The following is a 17,763-nucleotide window of genomic DNA, read 5'->3' as shown; positions in this document are numbered from 1 at the left end:
TAACCAGCGACTTCATTAATCTACTCAAGCTGAGACGTAATTTATGGCAATGAAGTTAGAGAGCGTGGTTCCGTTTGGGCGCTCGCTCGATGAGTACATTCAGATGTTTGACCTGACGGAAGATGATTTACAGAAATCAATTCTAGGCGTGGGAGACGGGCCAGCTAGTTTCAACGCAGAAGGGACACAGCAAGGCTATCGAATTCAGTCGATCGATCCGCTTTACGCATTCACGGCGGCTGAAATTAAAAGTCGATTTGATGCCGTTGTGGACAATATTATTCAACAGATCAGAGACTCGCCTGATGACTGGATTTGGACGTATCACGATTCGGTTGAGCAACTCAAAAGCAATCGAGAACGCACGATGGCATTGTTTTGCGCCGATTATGAGCCGGGAAAGGCAGAAGGACGATATACGATCGCAGCGTTACCCACTCTGAAATACCGAGACGACGACTATGATCTGGGGCTTTGTTCTCACTTCCTGTTTTTGTACTCTGACCAATTGGACGAGCGATTTCATCTAGAAGGCATCTGCGAAATGCTGAGAGTTTGCAAAGAAGTGAGAATTTTCCCGCTATTGACGCTAGGGCTGAAACCGTCTCAACATCTAGCGGCGATCGTTCAAATGCTAAAAGCCAAAGGGCACACATGCGAAATTCAAACTGTGCCTTATGAGTTGCAGCGAGGCGGCAATAAAATGCTAAAGGTGATGAGATAGCCTGTATCTTCACAACAGGTTGATCAGCGAATTTGCCGTTCTAAAAATTCCTTGTGCCTTAACTTATGTTGCCAGCCAAACAAGCTGAAGAATTGATTTTGGGTTTAGTCCAGCCTTTTGAGCGTGATCGCCACTCTGAAACTGTCCCTTTAGAAGCCTCTTTACAGCGTATTCTGGCAGCGGATGTGACGAGTCATCTCGATTTTCCCCACTGGGACAATTCTGCAATGGATGGCTATGCAGTGCGCTTTGAGGATGTGAAAGCTAGTAGTACCGAGAAGCCAGCTAGTCTGAAAATCGTCGAAGAAATTCCAGCAGGACATCAGCCTCAGAAAACCGTTCAGTCAGGACAAGCCGCACGAATTCTGACGGGATCAGTGATGCCTCAAGGGGCAGATACGATCGTCATCCAGGAAGAAACGAGACGAGAAGGAGAACAAATCCTAATCCTCAAACCGCCCTCCGAACCACAGGCCTTTGTCAGGCATCGGGGGGCATTTTATCGATCGCACACTCCCCTCTTACCCGCAGGTTTGCGCTTGCAGGCCCCCGAAATTGCCGTTTTAGCTGCCGCTCAATGTACTCAGGTGTCGGTGTTTCGTCGTCCGCGAGTGGCTATCTTATCGACGGGCAGCGAATTGGTTACACCGAGTCAGCCTTTGCAGCCGGGGCAGATCGTAGACTCCAATCAGTATGCACTCGCCGCCTTGAGCACTCAGATGGGCGCAGAAGCGCTGCCGTTGGGAATTGTGCCCGATCGTCCCGATGATCTCAAAGACGCGATCGCTCATGCCCTTTCGACTGCGGATGTCGTTCTCTCGTCGGGAGGCGTTTCGGTGGGGGATTATGATTACGTCGATCGCATCCTGGCAGAATTGGGCGCAGAAATTCATATTCGATCCGTCGCCGTCAAACCGGGTAAACCGTTGACTTTCGCCACTTTTGAGAATTCAGAATCTCAACTCAAAACGTTCTATTTCGGACTTCCTGGCAATCCCGTTTCCGCGCTGGTGACCTTTTGGCGATTTGTGCAGCCTGCGATTCGCAAACTGTCAGGAGTCACTCAGGGATGGGAGCCAATCTTTGTCAAGGCAAAAACAAGCCAGGAGCTACGATCGGACGGCAAGCGAGAGTCTTATTTGTGGGGGCAGTTGCAGTTGAGGGATGGGGAGTATGAATTTGCGATCGCGCCTGGTAGCCACAGTTCGGGTAACCTGATCAACCTGGCTGGAACCAACTGTCTTGGCATGATTCCAGTCGGACAAATCCACGTCTCACCAGGAGAAACGATCCAGGTTCTGCAAATCAGCGCCCTTTAACAGGGATCACTTAGGAGGTCTCCGGCGTTGCAGAAACTCAGGAATATCTAAACCAGGCGGCTTACCTTTCGGTTCTGAAGGAGCCGTAGAAGGTGTGGGATTGATGGGCGCAGGACGCTTGGGTAAGACAGAGGGTTTTGCTTGCGCTTGTTGTTGTTGAGTTTCGGGCGAAAATCCAGTTGCGATCACGGTAATCCGCACTTCACCCTGAAGCCGTTCGTCAATCACCGCACCAAAAATAATATTGGCATTGGGATCGACAACTTCGTAGATGATTTCTGCGGCAGCATTCACCTCGTGCAGCGTCAGATCAGACCCGCCCGTAATGTTAAAGACGACTCCTCTCGCGCCATCGATCGACGCTTCTAGCAAAGGAGAAGAAATGGCGGCGATCGCTGCTTCTCTGGCCCGCGATTTGCCCGACCCAATGCCAATCCCCATCAGGGCTGACCCCGCATCCGCCATCACCGCTCGCACATCAGCAAAATCGACGTTGACCAAACCGGGAATCGTAATAATGTCAGAAATGCCCTGCACGCCCTGACGCAAAATGTCATCCGCCGTTCTAAACGCTTCCTGGACGGGGGTTTGCTCAGAGATGACCGTCAGCAGTTTGTCATTAGGAATGATGATCAGCGTATCGACTCGACTTTGCAGCGCAGCGATGCCTTCTTCGGCCTGACCTGTGCGCCGCCGACCCTCAAAGGTGAAAGGACGAGTCACCACTCCGACCGTCAGGGCCCCTAATTCTTTGGCGACTTCGGCAACGATCGGGGCGGCTCCCGTCCCAGTTCCCCCACCCATGCCAGCGGTGATAAAGACCAAATCGGCATGTTCGAGCGCCGTGGCAATTTCATCGCGAGATTCTTCGGCGGCTTTTTGCCCGATCGCCGGATTTCCGCCTGCGCCCAATCCTCTTGTCAGCTTTTGACCCACCTGTAATCGCTTAGGGGCTGCTGCCTGAGCCAGCGCTTGAGCATCGGTATTGACCGTCCAAAACTCGACTCCTGAGACATCGCTGGCGATCATTCGGTTGACCGCATTGCCCCCGCCCCCGCCAACGCCAATCACCTTGATCTTCGCAATACTTCCTGGCACGATATCACCACTCCTTAAATCTTCTCCAGGCATTCCTTTGAGACTGGAATTCTGGCTTAGATAGAGACTGGAGTTCCCAAACGAGTTTGAGTTGTCTGCGATCGACGAAAAGCCAGATTGTCCTTCGGCATGGGAATTTTCGTAGCCCTGCTCTAGGCTGCTATCGAGCGTCATTGGAACGGTATTTGACTCATTGTTAAGCGTCATTGGAATGTACGGGCGATGATTTATGAACAAAAAACCAGTCCTAGAAAAACTCTAGATCGCTGGGATAATCTAACTTGAGAAACCAACGATATTGCCATAGTTATAAAAGCAAAAGCGTATTGGTGGTGACAGGCTCAAGTTACGTTTTGTAGTGATAGATTTGCAAATTTTCGCATAGTATTCGCGTGATGAGTATTCGCATGGTGAATGCCCTAGGGGGTACTTAATTTTACAGGACTTTTTGGCGTAATCATTTGAACAGAGGGGGATTCTGGATTTCTCAAATCAATGTAAGCAATCTGGTTGAGGTTGACGCGGCTGGGTAATCGTCGCAAGCGATCGAGCGCTTTAAGCTGACTTGTAAAGTTTGCACCATAGAGTCCACAGTGGACGGTTCCTAATTCTGTCTTAAGAATCAAATTGTTGGGATCGTCCAGATTGACTTCAAGAACTTTGACAGAGCTGCGACGAATCGCCTGATAAAGCTGTGACCAACTGGCACGATATTGACTGAGCTTTCCCGTCACTTTTAGCGTGGGGAGTTTTAGGCTTTGATTGAGAGAAGTATAGCTTTCTAAGGGAATCCAGATGCCGTTTTCATCTAATAATCCAGGCTGATCCGGGTCGGTAGTTTTGGTGGCCCCGGCTTGAGGAAGGGCAACCGCAACCGGAGTCCGCTCCTGAATTCTCACAGTGAGACTGGGTGGAAACAGTTGGCGATCGACGGTCGCTTCGGCAATGGGAGCTTTGGCTTTGAGCGCATTCGAGACGGCCTGAGGCTGAATTTTTAGAAGAGATTGAGGATAGGCGATCGGCAACAGGGTGCGAATAGTTTGTGCAGAAATAAATTGATTGCCCTTGATTGTAACCTGTTCAGGTTTGCGAATGACCCAGGCAGGCAAAGTCGCCGCCCAAACCGTCCCAGTGGCCAGCCCAAAAACAGCAAGACTGCGCCAACTGGCCTGAAAAAATCTCACACGTCTCTGGCGGCGTAGTTTTTGCCGTCGTTGGCTCAACTCAGTCTGGGAAACGGGGGCAATGCTGGTCATCCTGGCTCACTCACAAACTGGGTTCGGCAGACGGAATTACTTTGAAAAGATTATTTTTGAAGGAATATTTATGCAGAAATGCTTTTGCAGAAGTCCTCAACAGGGGTTGAAATGGCAAACTGCTAGGACTCGCGACTTCTCTCGGCTCCGTCAATCTTTGAGAAAAAGCCTTGAGAAAAGGGAGGTTGAAAGCTTTGAATTGCGCCGATCAAGATAGACGACGATTACCGAAATTGAGCGGAAAGCCCCTCGCCTTTGGGCATGGGGATGAATAGCGACGGCGCGGTAGCGCCAATCTCTCACGGCAAGGAGCGCAGAAATTCACGTACAACGTCTGTCTTGGTTCGCTTTGACTTTTTAGCATAGCGCTCAAGTGGTTTCATTTCCTCCTCGGAGACTCTAACGTGAAGTTGTTTTTCAGTCATGCTGTGTACTCATCTGGTACACTCATTCTAGTGGCAAGGTAATCAACCACTTAAAAAACCTGGTTGTCGAAAGACACGCTGCACCTTGACAATTAAATCTATGCGGTTCTACTGCATGGTTCTAGTTCCCTCCTCGCAGTAGGTAAAAGATTTAGAGGAGCTAGACGACCAGCCTTTTGAAGCGAATTGGCTTCAGACCGAAACAGGACTCGCACTCGTGCGAATAGGGTAGGGCATACCCGAATTAACGCTTGGGGAGAATCCCACCTCTGGTCTAGAGACTGCAAGGAATCTAGGTTAAGTGGTTTCGTTGAGCCAAGAATTCCCTCGCCTTTAGGCATGGGGAGTGTCAATCTAGGCGACTTTTGTCCAGGCAGAAAGGCAACTTTGAACCGATCGTCGATCTCTGGGTGCCATCTCAAAAGCCCGAATCCGTCTTTTCATTTAATCACTCATTGCTGATTCTGGACTTGCCTCTTTGAGAAAGTTTGTCCGAGTCTACGTCGTCGATTCTTGCAATAGGGTAACGACTCGTTCGCCAAATTCAGGATCAACATTCGCTAAACCCAGCAATTGCAGATACTCCTGGCGAGACAGACCCGCCTTTTCGATGTCGGCGATCGCTTCCGCTTCGATATCTCGTTGAATTCGCAAAGATTCTGACTCGGTTTCTGCACCCTGTAGCTCTCCTTCGCGGCGATCAATGAGAGAAACGACCTGCAAATAGGCGCTGATGAACTGGTTGACCTTCTCAGAAGGAATGCTGGTTGCGTCCAGTCCGGCAGGCTTGGGCGGCGAAGAGTTGGGAGCCAAAACTTCGGGTGTGACAGGCATAGAACCGTCAGCAAGAGCGGGAAAAGCCAACAGGAAGCAGGCAAAGAGCAAGAGAAGGAAATGAATCAGCGATCGCATCCCAATTTTTCCAGGTGAAGCGCCTCGATTTTAACGTGAATTCGATTTCTTCGAGTTACCCAAAAGGGGTCGAGTTCTCTGGAACTTTAAGCGCAGATTTTCGGCTTCAAGTCCTCCACTAATGAGGATTTATTGGAGTTTCCAGATCTGAGGCTGTGGCGAAAAATTCTGGAGAGTTTAGGCGATTTTAGGACGCTTCTCCGGCAAATCGGAGCCGATCGGTCATCTTTAAAGTGCCAGGGGTAAAGTAGTCAGTTGTCCAGCGATCGTCTGGGGTCAGCATCGGAGGCTTGATTGTTTTGCCCTCGGCCTCTAGACCGCGCAGCCGAAAACGGAATCGATAGTGGTCATAGAGCCGCATCAGTTCGCAGCCATAGCAGTCGGCGACATCAACATTGCCCTGCACAATTAAGAAATTTTCGTCATTGCCCTGAGAAGCGTTGGAAGAAAAATTGTGAGAGCCGCTGACGATCGTCGGCTGGTCTGAGGTGAAATCGACAATAATCAGCTTGGTGTGAATCAAAATATTGCCTTTTTGCCCTTGAGTAGACTCTTTGAGAAACCCTTCTAATCCCTCGTTGAGCATAGCGGTGGCGGTGAATTCGGCAGTGCGATCGGCGTGAAATCCTGAAATTTTTGAGCGACTATTTTGCAAGCCGTAGCGCAAAATTGGATCGTTGGGTTCGCCTAAAAAAGCCTGCTCTAACGGGTCAAATAAATCGAATGCCGTACAGAATAAAACGTCGCGATCGGCAGCTTTAACCAGATCAACAAAGGCTTGCAAATCTTTTTTACCTGTCCGAGGAGAAAAGCCAGCAAAGAGCGAATGGTGTGTCTCGATCGCATTATTTTGATTGATGTATCGGCGCGTTGCCGTAGGCTTGTCTCCGCGAAATAGCCCTTCAAATAAGTCGAGATAGGATTGGGCAGTGTCCGATCGATTGACGATATGAACGACGTTTGCCTGACGATAAATGCCATTTTCGGTGAAGTTGGTTGACCCACACAAGACGGCTTGACTAGTGCGACTTTCTGACTCTAGATTTTCTGACTCTATGCGACTGAGAACAATGAACTTGTGGTGACAAATGTTGTGAGTGACTCTAGCCCGTTTTGCTGCGTCGGGTAAAGCTTCCAAGTTTTTGGCGTTGAGTTCGGTTTGCTCGTCGTCGGGCTTTGCGTGGTAGACAACCCGCACCTTTACGCCTCTTTTGTGAGCAGCCGCGATCGCTTGCACAATTTCAGAAAGCTCGTATTCGTAGATAGCAACGTCGATCGCCCAGGTTTCATCGATCGCTCGATCAATAAACCCAACAATTTGCTCCAGCACGCCTCGACTCAACCAATCTAGCGCTTCGGGAGGCAGGGGCGGACGAGGTTTTTTGGCTTTGCGGGCGGCTTCTAAATCCGCTTCGACTTGAGGAAATTTGCGACCAAAGGCTTGACTCGCGGCGGCGGCTCGATTGAATAAAATACAGTGATCCCCGTTTAGAGAACTGGCCGTCTTGACGCGCACTGACAGCCCTGCTTCGACTTTGAGCTTTTCGGGATCGCCGTAAACCGGATGCACAATGTACTCGTAAGTCGTGTCTGCATACACCCGATAGTCTGACCAGCGAAACTTTTGAATCGGAGCACGATTGCTGGGGATCAGTTGCCCAGGACGAATCTGCATATGAGGAAAGGGCAGCATTCCCGTTAGCCATTCTTTCTTGCCCGATCGCCCATCGACCCGCGCGATCGCAAACCCCAACAGACCTTTTCGCTGCTCAGGGGTGACATTCATCGCCAAAATGACTCCTGTCGTCCCGGCGTAGGCTTTGACTGAAATTCCATCTTTGCGGGTAGTTTGACGCATAGGGCACCGTGGGGATTATTTTCTCTAACCCACAAATACACTGCCTGCCTGAACCATTACCTGAATTGCTTAAAGGAACGTTACCCAACCAAGCCCGATCGCAGGGCCCGCACCGCCGCCTGAGTTCGATCATCCGCGCAAAGCTTATTCAAAATGTTGCGAACGTGGGTTTTGACCGTCCCAACTGTGATGTAGAGTTTCTCAGCGATCGTCGCGTTGCTGCATCCATCCACAATTAGCTGCAAGACTTCTAACTCTCGCTCAGTCAGCGGATAAGCTTCGATGATCTGGTTGTATTCAGGCTCCGCAGCGCTGATCGTCACCGTGTTTTCCACCGTTGCGCCGTTGCCGTCCTGGGTATCGCGAGTTTGCCGCAAAACAACACGGGCGATCGCCGGATCGATCCAGGAGTTGCCTTCTTGGGTGACGCGCAGCGCTTCGACGAGTTGATCGAGGCTGACATCTTTCATACAGTAAGAGTCTGCCCCCGCCGCAAACGCCGCCAAAACCACATCTTCGTTGTCTTGCAGCGTCAGAATCAGCACCTTGGTATAGGGTTCATCTTCCAGCGTTTGTGACTGACGAAATCGCCGCGTTAGCTCAATCCCATCAATGTCAGGTAAGCCAATATCGACGATCGCCACATCAGGTTTGGCGTTGGTTAATAATTTGAGACCTTCTGTGCCGTTTGCGGCTTCGCCCACCACCTTAAAGCCAGGGCGCTGTTGTAAAGCAGTTCTCATGCCAACCCGCGTCAGGTCGTGATCTTCAATAAGAGTAATGCGAATGTCATGATCCATTGGAAATCAGCTCCCACAGTTTTTAGAAAATAGCAAAACATGAAAAATAAAAGAGTTGCAACTGTGCAATCTATTGAGGTGGCTATCCTACCTTTTTTAGGATGGCACCCGGTGAGATGACACTTCTTGATGAATTACACGAGTCGAGATTAGAAATTTAGAAGCGAAATACCTGAGACTTTGACAATCGCAATCATCCGGATCTATTTAATAGCATAGGCACAACTAATAGATACGTACGTATGACCTCTGAGATATTCCTTTAGGCAGAAATTTGTTAGGCTTGTTCCCTCCTGGTGATCTGATTAAGACTCTGTAGTGCCGGACACGAATCAATGTAATTACTTTTCAGCCCTACGCGCGAAGTCAACAGTAACCTCTATCTTAGGAGAGAATGAAAGCATCAAGCACGCAGAGGATTATTGACTCAATCACTGGCGTTCTTCCTTCAGTAACCAATTACACCCTGAGATTAATAGACACCCCTTGCCCAATCCTGCTTAATAGAAACGACCTATCCAGAAGCTTGATTTAGAGTGATGTCTCAAGCAGAGTTTCAAGCAGAAAGTAGATCTTCTCATTCCGTAATCGGAGACCCCAAAGAACGGTTTCGATCGCCCGTGTTAGCGACTCCTCTCATCGTCTGGAATACCGATCCCGAAGGACGAGTGGTTACCCCGATGCCTGCCTGGAGCGCCTACACCGGACAAACTGAAGCAGAAATTCTGGGCTGGGGTTGGATTCAAGCCGTGCATCCTGACGATCGTGAACTCGTGGCCCAAGTTTGGACTCAGGCTCTCAACGATCGCATTCTCTATGAGGTGGAATATCGACTACGAGGCGCAGACGGCATTTATCGGGACTTTGCGGTGCGCGGAATTCCGGCGATCAACGAAGATGGCAGCCTGCGGGAATGGGTAGGAGCCTGTCTCGATATCAGCGATCGCAAGCGCATGGAGGCAGAACAAGCCAAAACTCATGCAGCCCTTCAAGAAAGTGAAGATCGGTTTCGCAAGATGGCTGACACGGCACCCGTTTTACTTTGGGTTGCGGGAACTGATGCGCTGTGCAATTTCTTTAATCAAAGCTGGCTGGACTTTACCGGACGATCGCTCGACCAAGAAATCGGCAACGGTTGGCTAGAAGGCGTGCATCCTGACGATCGCTCTGACGTTGAGCAAACCTATCAGGCGGCATTTGAGGCGAGACAGTCATTTGAAATGGAGTATCGGCTGCGCCGATCGGATGGGGAGTATCGGGATCTGCTCGATCGGGGCGTTCCTCGATTTTTGGGCAATGGAGAGTTTGCGGGCTACATCGGGTCTTGTATCGACATCACAGCCCGCAAGCAGGCAGAGATTAGCCTTGCGACACGGGCCGAAGAATTGGCGCAAACGACCACAATTTTGGCCCACACGGCCGCCATTCTAGAAAAGCGCAATCAAGAATTAGATCAGTTTGCCTACGTCGTTTCCCACGATCTCAAAGCGCCCCTGAGAGCCATTTCTAGCCTTTCGCAGTGGATCGAGGAAGACTTAGAAACGGTGCTGACGGATGAAACGCGCCATCAAATGGACTTGTTGCGGGGGCGAGTACACCGGATGGAAGGTCTAATTGATGGCTTACTACAATACTCACGAGTCGGACGCGCCCCCCTCAACCCGGAAGTGGTTTCTGTCAAAGACTTGCTCAATGGCATTCTCGATTTGATTGCCCCGCCACCCAACTTCAAGATTCAGATCGGGCCCATGCCTACTTTGAGAACTGATCGCCTCGGACTTGAGCAAGTGTTTGCCAACCTGATCAGTAATGCGATCAAACATCACGGTAAACCGACCGCACAGGTGAAAATCGAGGCGATCGACCAGGGCAAGTTTTACGAATTCACAGTGCAGGATGATGGCGTGGGCATTGCGCCTCAGTTTCACGAGAAGATATTTGTAATCTTTCAAACATTGCAGGCTCGCGACAAAGTAGAGAACACGGGGATCGGTCTCTCTTTAGTGAAAAAGATTGTGGAGGGTCAAGGAGGACGCATCTCCCTGGAGTCAGAAGTCGGCAAGGGGGCGACGTTTCGCTTTACTTGGCTCAAGACTCTACCCGGCTAACTCCTTGTTAAGTTGTGTAATCTTCTTGACAACCTGGTTTAACAGTCACCCCCAAACCTCTACCCTCTAACCTTTCTAACGGGTGATCCCAAATTCTATACAAATTGTGAAGATAGAGATCGAAGGGTCAATATGTCAGAAGAGAAAATGTTAAACATCCTGCTGGTCGATGATGACGAGGTGGATGTCATGAACGTTCAACGAGCGTTTAAGAAACATAACATCACCAATCCTCTGTTTGTTGCCAATAATGGGTTTGAAGCGTTGGACATGCTGCGAGGAGATCCGCCTACCGTTCCGCCTCATCGCCGACTCATTTTGCTTGATTTGAACATGCCCAAGATGGGCGGCATCGAATTTTTGCGCGAACTGAGAGCCGACGATCGCCTCAAAAATACGCCTGTCATCGTCCTGACTACATCCAACGAAGATAACGATAAAGTAGAGGCATATAACCTCAATGTGGCGGGTTACATTCTCAAACCTGTGACGTTTTCTCGATTTTTGGAGTCGATGGCCGCGCTTAACAAGTATTGGATGCTCTGTGAAATGCCCTAGAAGAAATGCCTTAAAAAGCAGTTAGCTGTTAGCGACGATCGCTCACCTTCAAAAGCCTGAAAAGTCGATCGTGCTGGACTCAGTTAATCGCTAATTGCCCCTTGTTACCCGTTGACTGCTATGAATGAGACGCTCAAAATTCTGATTGTTGATGACGACAGCATTGATCGTCTGTCAGTTCAGAGATCGTTGCGGGCGGCAAACATTCCCCAAGCGATCGAGGTCGATAGTTATGAGGCAGCAATTGCACAATTACAACAAGAAGACTTTGACTGTGTACTGCTAGATTATCAGTTGCCCGATGGCGATGGATTGAGTCTGGTACAGCAGATTCGACAACAAAAGATTGCGATCTCTTCGAGTTACCCGCAAGGGGTCGCGCTGATTGTACTCACAGGTCAAGGAGACGAACAGCTTGCCGTGGAATTGATGAAGGCAGGCGCAAATGATTATCTGTCTAAAAATGCACTTTCATCTGATACTTTGGCGCGAAGTTTGCGAAGTGCTGTTCGGGTCAATCGGGCCGAACTTCAAGCCGCCCAAGCCACTCAAAAACTTAGAGAAAGTGAAGAACGCTATCGACTAGTTTTAGAAGGGTCAAACGATGGAATTTGGGATTGGTACATTTACCAAAACGAGGTTTTTTGTAACGATCGTCTTTTTGAAATTGTCGGAATATCACGAGAAGAATTAGGAGCCGCTCAAAGCGCTTTTTTTCGGCTAATTCATCCTGAAGATCAAGATCAAGTGCTGCGAGCGATCGTGGCTCATTTAGAACAGGGTACTCCCTTTGATGTTGAGTTTCGCTTACAGCATTCTTCGGGCAGCTATCTTTATTGCACCTCGCGCGGCAAGGCCCAAAAGGACGGATCAGGCAGAATTTTTCGCATGTCGGGGATCATCAGCGACATCACTCAACGCAAGCAAGCCGAAGAAAAGATTATTCAACTCAATCGAGATTTACAACATCGCGTTACCGAACTGCAAACGCTGCTGGATGTCATTCCGATCGGCATTGGAATTGCAGACGATCCCACTTGCCAAAAGATTAAAGTTAATGCAAATTTGAGCCAACAATTAGGAATTTCGCCTCAACAAAACGCTTCAAAAAGTCAGCCAGATGGCGATCAATTGCCTTATAAAATTTTGCAAAATGGTCGAGAATTGTTGCCACTTGAATTGCCAATGCAGCGGGCGGCGATGACTGGAATTCCACTCTCTGGCTTAGAACTTGATCTCGTTCAATCAAACGGCAAGACAACCAAAATTCTTTCAGAAGTCGCTCCTTTATTTGACGAGTATGGCAATTCAAGAGGCTGTGTGGGGGCCTTTGTAGATATTACCGATCGCAAACGTGTTGAGGAATCCCAGCGTTTTTTGGCCGATGCCAGCATTTTGCTTGCCAGTTCGCTGGATGCCGCTACAATTCTCAAAAATCTGGCCCAGCTTGCGGTTCCTTATCTGGCTGACTGGTGCATAATTCACACCATTCAAAACGAACAGCCTCACCTGGCTGCGCTCTATCACACTGATCCTGAGAAGATTGTTGCGTTTCGGGAGTTTAGGCAGCGCTACCCGATCAACTTTAACTCTACTGACAGCATTCCTGAAGTGTTGAGAACGGGGCGATCCAGCTTTCATCCCGAAATTTCTGACACTTATCTCAAAAGCCTGGCGCAAGACACCGAGCATTATGATCTGCTGCGAACCTTTGGGTTTGAGTCGGTGATGGTGGTGCCGCTGTTAATGAGACAGCAAATTTTGGGAGCGATTACCTTTTCTGCGGCTGAGTCCCGCCGTTATACCGAGTCTGATCTAGCGCTTGCCGAAGATTTAGCCCGCCGGGCCGCGCTCGCCATCGAAAATGCCCGTCTCTATCAAGCGACCCAAAGTGCCGAACAAAGTCTCAGACAAGCGATCGTCGTCCTCAACGAGCAACAACAACAACTGCGAACGCTCCAGCAGCTTACCGATTTGCTCAATCAGCGTCTGACCAATCTGCCTGGACTCCTGCAAGTCATGATCGATGCGGTCTGTGAAGCGATCCCCGGTGCCAAATTTGGCTTAATTGTCCTGCAAAATGCTCAAACTCAACAGCTAGAGTTGACCGCCACCACAGGACTCGATCGCGACGATTTTCCGATCAATGAAGCCTTCCAACCCGGCGAGGGACTCTTAGGACACGTCTTCCTCACCGGAGAAACCCACGTCATTCGCCCAACCCTCCTCCCTCTTCCCTCCTCCCTCTTCCCTTCTCCCTCCTCCCTCCTCCCCGCTTCTCTCTGCGCCGTCACGATCGAATCTGCTCAAGCCGGAAGATTGGGGGTGATTGCGGTAGGCAACTGGGACGAAACCTCCGCCTTTGATGAAGAAGATACTCGCTTGCTGGTGGCGTTTGGAGAGCAGGCGGCGATCGCCCTTAATAATGCTCAATTAATTAATGCCTTAGAAGAACGAGAAGAACAGTTAGCGATTCAAAATTCAATTCTGGCGCAGCAAAATCAGGCGTTAGAAAATCAGCGTCAACAGATTCAATTACAAAATCTTAAATTAGTCGAAGCGGCTCAACTTAAGTCACAGTTCATCGCCACCATGTCCCACGAATTGCGAACACCCATGAATGCAATTATGGGCTTTTCTCAACTGTTGTTACGTCAGCGTCAGCTATCTCCGGCTCAAGTCGAGATGGTCGATCGCATTCTCAATAATGGCAAAAACTTATTAGCGTTGATTAACGACATTCTAGACTTATCAAAAATTGAAGCCGGCCGACTAGAGCTTAAACTTGAACGGCTCAGTTTACCCGAGTTAATAATTGCGACGACTTCAGAACTACGATCGCTTGCTCAACAAAAAAATCTCGCTTTAGAAACAGAACTTCATCTGACCAATTCTTGGATTATTAATGATAGTTCTCGACTGAGGCAAATCTTAGTTAACTTGATTTCTAATGCCATCAAATTTACCGACGTGGGTACTGTTCGAGTTGAAGTTTTGGAGGTTGAAAATCAGCAGGTTGCGATCGTCGTTCAAGATACTGGAATTGGCATTGCTCCAGAAAACATTGCAAAAATTTTTGAAGAATTTAAACAGTTAGACCAAACCATCACGCGCAGACATCCCGGCACTGGATTAGGTTTAGCAATTACAAAATGGCTCGTTCAAATGATGAAAGGTTCGATCTTTGTTGAGAGCCAATTAGGAGGAGGAACCACCTTTAAAGTTGAGCTACCCAGATTTCTTGAAGGGTGGGAGCGATCGTAATTTTTCTAAATCCAAACAAGCCAACGATCTGCGACAATACTTGTGTCAAACTTGAGGAGTAACCCATTTTCCCCACTCATTCACAAGCCATTACCTGCCTGATTCTTTGCCAACTATTGTCTAACGGTTACAGAGACATTCATCTATTTCGCTTTAATGACCGAGAAGGATACGTATATTTTTTGCTGGCAGTGAGCTTGAAATCATCGTTTATCGCAATGGTCGCTGGAGGTTTGAATGAAGCCAGATTTCGCAAGCATGTCTCGTAAAGAATTGAAAGCTTATATTCTGTCTCATCGAGACGATTTAGATGCTATCGATGCCTTGTACGAACGCCGCACGCCTGATTCTGAGGCAGTTTGGTTTGAGCCGCCCAAGACGATGGAAGAGGCAGAACAACAGTTTGAAGTGTTTAAAAAGATGGTTGAAGAACGCGAAGGTCGGCAGGATCAGTCTGCTTGAAGTTCACTCTACTCGTTGCTCAGCGATTCTGAGTTTTGCCGATCGCGCCCTCGGATTTTGCTTGACTTCTGAATCTTGAGCAATGATTGGTTTCTTAGTTAAAACTTTGAGCAATGGTGATTCTTTAAAGCGATGTTTAACAATTCGATCTTCTAAACTATGAAAGCTAATAATGGCAATTCTACCTTCTGGTTTTAACCAACTTTGAGCTTTGTCGATGAAGGTTTCTAAGACTAAAAGTTCTTGATTAACGGCAATTCGTAGCGCTTGAAACACGCGAGTTGCAGGATGAATTCGACCATAACGGTATTTGGGCGGTACTGAATAAGCGATCGCTTCCGCTAACTCCGTTGTTGTCTGAAACGGACGTTTCTCAACAATTCTTCGGGCAATTCTCCGAGACAGTCTTTCTTCGCCAAAGGTGTAAAAAATCTCTGCTAGTTTTGCTTCTTCCCAATGATTGATCGCGTCGGCAGCCGTGAGATCTTGACGGCGATCCATTCTCATATCCAACGGGGCCGTGTGCCGAAAACTAAAGCCGCGATCGCCAATATCAAATTGAGCCGAACTTACGCCCAAGTCTGCCAAAATTCCATCGAACTTCAGGTCACCAGGATCAAACTTGGCAAAGTTACTCTGCTGAAACTGAACACGATCGCCAAACTCAGCTAACTTTTCTTGGGCAGCCGTCAGAGCCTGATCATCCTGGTCGATCGCCATCACCCTGACCTCCGCCGTCGCCAAAATTAAGGCACTGTGCCCGCCGCCGCCCACCGTCGCATCCAGGTAGTGACCCTGCGATCGAATCGCCAAGCCTTCGACCACTTCCTGACTCAAAACCGGAATATGGGCAAAGGCAATTTCTACAACGTCATCCTTCATTTTGAATAAATCAAGGCTTTGTCAACCTGTCGGAACCGCTTTTCTAGCTTACCGTTCCCGCTCTGATTCAGAATGACAATCCAGGCTTGAACCGGAAACTGTAGTGCATTGACCAACTGATCAAACTGCTCGGCGGTGAGTTTTCCTGATCCCATAAAATTTTTCTCTTGCACAATTCCCAACACGCAGAACGTCCGTTCAGGAAAGTAAGTCACCTCTTTTTGCACCAGATAAGCCTCTTTGACGTGGGGATGAGCCGCCAACGTTTCGCACAACGCCTCCACCTCCGACGGCGAGAGAGACTGGGACACCAAACGATCGCTTTCCGAAACTCCCGATCGTTCCCGTTGCGCTTTGGTCATCAATTCATAATGCTGCTCAAGTCGAGTCTGATAAGCCTTTGCTCGCTCTGTGTCGCCCCGTCTCCAAAAGAACGTGTAGAGAGACTGATAAGCATCGACCGCCACATTAGAATTTTGAGCGATCGCCGTTTCCAGATGCGCTACGCCCGATTCATTCTGTTCCTCTAAGAGCAACTGCCCCAACGTGTAGTGAGCCGCCCAGTAAGTGTCATCCCGCTGCAAAATCTTTTGTAACATGGGCAGAGCGATCTCTTTGCCCTTGATTTCGAGCGTCAAGACGGTCTGAGTCCAAAACTCTTCAAGAGGAAGCGTCTCAATTCTGGCTCTCTGCTCCAAATCTTCTAGCTGCTGACGAGACTCTTGTAGAGACGCATAGCGCTGTCGCCAGGGAGTTGAAACTTCGATCGACCAATCTTTGTCAAACTGAGCGGCATACTGTTGAGCCATTTCACCCAGCAATTGATCCGCCGCACTGACCTGAACCGGATTGGGCAACGTTTTTTCAGAAGCCAGATAGCCCACTGCTTTGAGTCGATCGCCCAGACAGGGATGAGTATCGGCATTGCTGGTTTTCTCAATTAGAGCCTGCTGGAGCCATTGAGAACTCCTTTCGGTAGGGATTGGATCTCGCAGCGCCGTTCTCAGATTGCTGTAAACGATCGCCGGGGGATCAGCCTGATCCTCTGCCTGCTTGTAGACCTCTGCCCAAAAAGACGTTTCTAGAAATTTGGACTTCACTTCTACCGCAATCAAGGCTTCCGCAATATGCTGGTTTCCAGCTACCTCAACGGCACAGCGATCGGCTTCATATTCGTTCATTCTTGCCAACACAAAAGAATAAGCCCCAAAGAACGGCGCATACCAATTAAAGAAGCGATCAAACAGCACCGAGCTTCCATGCTGACTGTCTTGAAACCGCTCAAAAATCTGCATCCAGGTCTTTCTGACTCGATAGATCCACCCCGCAAAGCGCGAATGATTGCCCGAAAGATGCCCCAATTCGTGAGCCACAACCGCTCGAAACTGCTCGACAGAAAGCGCCTGCATGAGAGGCAATCCAACTAGCAGATAGTTTTGATGCCAGCCAAAAACCCCCAACTTGGGCACCTGGACGACGGCCGCGTTAAAGTTGCGATCGAGCAAAATGTGGTGAAATTGAGGCGCTTGCAGCTTGGTCGTCAACTCATCCACCAGCGCAAACAACTGAGGCACCTGCTGACGAGATAAACTGATGCCTTGAGGCGGCGGAAAAGACACCCAGAGCGATCGCACAATTACCCACACCGGAATCAACAGCAACGCCCCCAACTTGATCATTAAGGCATTGACTTGATGGCTAAACAACACGATCGACACGAGCAATGCAACCAGCCCCAACAGCCCCACCAAAATCAAAATCAGATAAGCATAGCCTAGGGCGGCCAACAGTCCTACTCGAAATCGATAGCTGGCAGGCTCCTGGTGGGCAAATCGTTCTAGCTTTTCTACCAGCGCATCAAACTGTTCGTGCGTCATCCGTTTTTGCTCCCAACGGTATAGAAATGAACCTATCGTTCCCCTGGGTAAGGGTGATAATGACTTCAGTCAACCGTAGACAACTCTCCGGACGATTCATCTCTATAATTAAGAAAGCGAAACAAATAGCAGCACAAGGCTTTGGGTGTTTGGGATCGATTGCGTCTCGCTCCATCTGCACCGATCGCTAAAACTGAACCAACTCGATCGCAAGGGGAGA

General features: G+C 49.1%; 14 protein-coding genes. 7 read left to right on the top strand and 7 right to left on the bottom strand.

Annotation, left to right across the window (positions count from 1 at the left end):
- Positions 1-43 precede the first annotated feature (43 nt).
- The gene (locus ACKFKH_RS00790) at positions 44-724 is read left to right on the top strand and encodes an SAM-dependent methyltransferase (protein WP_446856310.1); all 681 of its coding nucleotides are present in this window, start codon (positions 44-46) and stop codon (positions 722-724) included.
- A gap of 65 nt (positions 725-789) precedes the next feature.
- Positions 790-2,043, top strand: coding sequence for a molybdopterin molybdotransferase MoeA (locus ACKFKH_RS00785; RefSeq protein ID WP_446856309.1), 1,254 nt, complete (start codon positions 790-792; stop codon positions 2,041-2,043).
- 6 nt (positions 2,044-2,049) lie between these two features.
- On the opposite strand, the gene ftsZ is transcribed toward ACKFKH_RS00785, so the two are convergent.
- The 5 genes from ftsZ to ACKFKH_RS00760 all read right to left on the bottom strand — a co-directional run bounded on the left by ftsZ (position 2,050) and on the right by ACKFKH_RS00760 (position 8,392).
- The gene (gene ftsZ / locus ACKFKH_RS00780; protein ID WP_446856308.1) at positions 2,050-3,348 is read right to left on the bottom strand and encodes a cell division protein FtsZ; all 1,299 of its coding nucleotides are present in this window, start codon (positions 3,346-3,348) and stop codon (positions 2,050-2,052) included.
- Positions 3,349-3,560: 212 nt separating this feature from the next.
- Complete coding sequence (locus ACKFKH_RS00775; protein ID WP_446856307.1) at positions 3,561-4,397, bottom strand: cell division protein FtsQ/DivIB; 837 nt, start codon at positions 4,395-4,397, stop codon at positions 3,561-3,563.
- A 923-nt stretch (positions 4,398-5,320) separates the two neighbouring features.
- Positions 5,321-5,656, bottom strand: a complete 336-nt coding sequence (locus tag ACKFKH_RS00770) for a DUF4168 domain-containing protein (protein WP_446856306.1) — start codon at positions 5,654-5,656, stop codon at positions 5,321-5,323.
- Positions 5,657-5,921: 265 nt separating this feature from the next.
- Complete coding sequence (locus tag ACKFKH_RS00765) at positions 5,922-7,592, bottom strand: phospholipase D-like domain-containing protein (protein WP_446856305.1); 1,671 nt, start codon at positions 7,590-7,592, stop codon at positions 5,922-5,924.
- An 80-nt stretch (positions 7,593-7,672) separates the two neighbouring features.
- On the bottom strand, positions 7,673-8,392 hold the full coding sequence (locus ACKFKH_RS00760) for a response regulator (protein ID WP_446856304.1): 720 nt from the start codon (positions 8,390-8,392) through the stop codon (positions 7,673-7,675).
- Positions 8,393-8,931: 539 nt separating this feature from the next.
- Here ACKFKH_RS00760 and ACKFKH_RS00755 point away from each other — a divergent pair.
- From ACKFKH_RS00755 to ACKFKH_RS00735, 5 genes are all read left to right on the top strand, one after another.
- On the top strand, positions 8,932-10,500 hold the full coding sequence (locus ACKFKH_RS00755; protein WP_446856303.1) for a sensor histidine kinase: 1,569 nt from the start codon (positions 8,932-8,934) through the stop codon (positions 10,498-10,500).
- 147 nt (positions 10,501-10,647) lie between these two features.
- Positions 10,648-11,058: a response regulator gene (locus ACKFKH_RS00750; RefSeq protein WP_446856302.1), complete on the top strand. Its 411-nt coding sequence runs from the start codon at positions 10,648-10,650 to the stop codon at positions 11,056-11,058.
- 120 nt (positions 11,059-11,178) lie between these two features.
- Positions 11,179-14,322, top strand: a complete 3,144-nt coding sequence (locus tag ACKFKH_RS00745; RefSeq protein WP_446856301.1) for an ATP-binding protein — start codon at positions 11,179-11,181, stop codon at positions 14,320-14,322.
- A gap of 65 nt (positions 14,323-14,387) precedes the next feature.
- The gene (locus ACKFKH_RS00740) at positions 14,388-14,591 is read left to right on the top strand and encodes a DUF6888 family protein (protein WP_446856576.1); all 204 of its coding nucleotides are present in this window, start codon (positions 14,388-14,390) and stop codon (positions 14,589-14,591) included.
- Positions 14,560-14,784, top strand: a complete 225-nt coding sequence (locus ACKFKH_RS00735; protein ID WP_446856300.1) for a DUF6887 family protein — start codon at positions 14,560-14,562, stop codon at positions 14,782-14,784. Before ACKFKH_RS00740 ends, ACKFKH_RS00735 begins: the two co-directional genes overlap by 32 nt.
- A gap of 3 nt (positions 14,785-14,787) precedes the next feature.
- On the opposite strand, the gene rsmH is transcribed toward ACKFKH_RS00735, so the two are convergent.
- Together rsmH and ACKFKH_RS00725 are read right to left on the bottom strand one after the other, a co-directional pair.
- On the bottom strand, positions 14,788-15,666 hold the full coding sequence (rsmH, locus tag ACKFKH_RS00730; protein WP_446856299.1) for a 16S rRNA (cytosine(1402)-N(4))-methyltransferase RsmH: 879 nt from the start codon (positions 15,664-15,666) through the stop codon (positions 14,788-14,790).
- Complete coding sequence (locus ACKFKH_RS00725; protein ID WP_446856298.1) at positions 15,663-17,543, bottom strand: M48 family metalloprotease; 1,881 nt, start codon at positions 17,541-17,543, stop codon at positions 15,663-15,665. The genes rsmH and ACKFKH_RS00725 overlap by 4 nt, the downstream gene beginning before the upstream one ends.
- Positions 17,544-17,763 lie beyond the last annotated feature (220 nt).

This window comes from Phormidesmis sp. 146-20, from assembly GCF_052939475.1.
Note: the sequence above shows the minus strand (reverse complement) of the source record. Positions and strands in the feature narration are given on the sequence as shown.

What these genes read in the sequence shown, in the direction of transcription:
- ACKFKH_RS00785 (WP_446856309.1), top strand. Translation starts at nt 790, where the DNA reads ATGTTGCCAGCCAAACAAGCTGAAGAATTGATTTTGGGTTTAGTCCAG.
- ACKFKH_RS00770 (WP_446856306.1), bottom strand. Translation starts at nt 5,656, where the DNA reads ATGCCTGTCACACCCGAAGTTTTGGCTCCCAACTCTTCGCCGCCCAAG.
- ftsZ (WP_446856308.1), bottom strand. Translation starts at nt 3,348, where the DNA reads ATGACGCTTAACAATGAGTCAAATACCGTTCCAATGACGCTCGATAGC.
- ACKFKH_RS00755 (WP_446856303.1), top strand. Translation starts at nt 8,932, where the DNA reads ATGTCTCAAGCAGAGTTTCAAGCAGAAAGTAGATCTTCTCATTCCGTA.
- rsmH (WP_446856299.1), bottom strand. Translation starts at nt 15,666, where the DNA reads ATGAAGGATGACGTTGTAGAAATTGCCTTTGCCCATATTCCGGTTTTG.
- ACKFKH_RS00765 (WP_446856305.1), bottom strand. Translation starts at nt 7,592, where the DNA reads ATGCGTCAAACTACCCGCAAAGATGGAATTTCAGTCAAAGCCTACGCC.
- ACKFKH_RS00735 (WP_446856300.1), top strand. Translation starts at nt 14,560, where the DNA reads ATGAAGCCAGATTTCGCAAGCATGTCTCGTAAAGAATTGAAAGCTTAT.
- ACKFKH_RS00750 (WP_446856302.1), top strand. Translation starts at nt 10,648, where the DNA reads ATGTTAAACATCCTGCTGGTCGATGATGACGAGGTGGATGTCATGAAC.
- ACKFKH_RS00760 (WP_446856304.1), bottom strand. Translation starts at nt 8,392, where the DNA reads ATGGATCATGACATTCGCATTACTCTTATTGAAGATCACGACCTGACG.
- ACKFKH_RS00775 (WP_446856307.1), bottom strand. Translation starts at nt 4,397, where the DNA reads ATGACCAGCATTGCCCCCGTTTCCCAGACTGAGTTGAGCCAACGACGG.
- ACKFKH_RS00790 (WP_446856310.1), top strand. Translation starts at nt 44, where the DNA reads ATGGCAATGAAGTTAGAGAGCGTGGTTCCGTTTGGGCGCTCGCTCGAT.
- ACKFKH_RS00725 (WP_446856298.1), bottom strand. Translation starts at nt 17,543, where the DNA reads ATGACGCACGAACAGTTTGATGCGCTGGTAGAAAAGCTAGAACGATTT.
- ACKFKH_RS00745 (WP_446856301.1), top strand. Translation starts at nt 11,179, where the DNA reads ATGAATGAGACGCTCAAAATTCTGATTGTTGATGACGACAGCATTGAT.